At 60.4% G+C, this 1,273-nt stretch carries 1 protein-coding gene; it reads right to left on the minus strand.

What is annotated here, in order from left to right:
• Positions 1-1,273: serine hydroxymethyltransferase (gene glyA, locus AC2FD9_RS23120; RefSeq protein ID WP_496838929.1), on the minus strand; the 1,273-nt coding region annotated here is incomplete at its 5' end.

Raw genomic sequence — 1,273 nt, forward strand, 5'->3', positions numbered from 1 at the left:
TTACAGGTTTGGATAGATCGGGAATTTAGCGCAAAGCTCTGCAACCTCGGCTTTGACCTTGGCTTCAACCGCGCCATTGCCGTCTTCGCCATTGGCGGCCAGACCATCGACCACTTCGATGATCCAGTCTGCGATCTGGCGGAATTCGATCTCGCCAAAGCCGCGGGTGGTGCCGGCGGGGGAGCCCAGACGGATGCCCGAGGTGATGGTCGGTTTTTCCGGGTCAAACGGCACGCCGTTCTTGTTGCAGGTGATGTGCGCCCGGCCCAGAGCCTTGTCGACAATGTTGCCGGTTACGCCTTTGGGTCGCAGATCGACCAGCACCACATGGGTGTCGGTGCCGTGGGTCACCGTGTCCAGACCACCCTTGATCAGCTGGTCTGACAGCGCCTGTGCGTTCACCACAACCTGCTTGATGTAATCCTTGAACGCAGGCTGCAGCGCCTCTCCAAAGGCGACTGCCTTGGCTGCGATCACATGCATCAGCGGGCCGCCCTGAATGCCGGGGAAGATGGCTGAATTCACTTTCTTAGCGATATCTTCATCATTGGTCAGGATCATGCCGCCACGCGGACCGCGCAGGGTTTTGTGCGTGGTGGTGGTTGCCACATGCGCATACGGGAAGGGGCTGGGGTGCTCACCCGCTGCCACCAGACCGGCGAAGTGCGCCATGTCCACGTGCAGGTAGGCGCCGACCATGTCGGCGATCTCGCGCATGCGGGCAAAGTCGATCTGTCGCGGAATCGCGGAACCACCGGCGATGATCAGCTTGGGTTGGTGTTCTTTTGCCAGCGCCTCGACCTGATCATAGTCCAGCATGTTGTCTTCTTTGCGGACGCCATACTGCACCGCATTGAACCACTTGCCCGACTGGTTGGGACGGGCGCCGTGGGTCAGGTGACCGCCTGCGTCCAGGCTCATGCCCAGAATGGTATCGCCGGGCTGGATCAGTGCCTGGAACACGCCCTGATTGGCCTGAGAGCCAGAGTTCGGCTGCACGTTGGCAAAGCCGCAGCCAAACAGCTCTTTGGCGCGGTCGATGGCCAGGTTCTCGGCGATGTCCACGTACTGGCAGCCGCCATAGTAACGCCGTCCGGGATAGCCTTCGGCGTATTTGTTGGTCATCACCGAGCCTTGTGCTTCCATCACGGCGGCAGAGACGATGTTTTCGGATGCGATCAACTCGATCTCGTCGCGCTGACGACCCAGCTCGGATGTGATCGAGCCGAACAGCTCGGGATCACGGTCAGACAGGGACTGGGTGAAAAATCCG

This window comes from Ruegeria sp. YTSC230, from assembly GCF_059609665.1.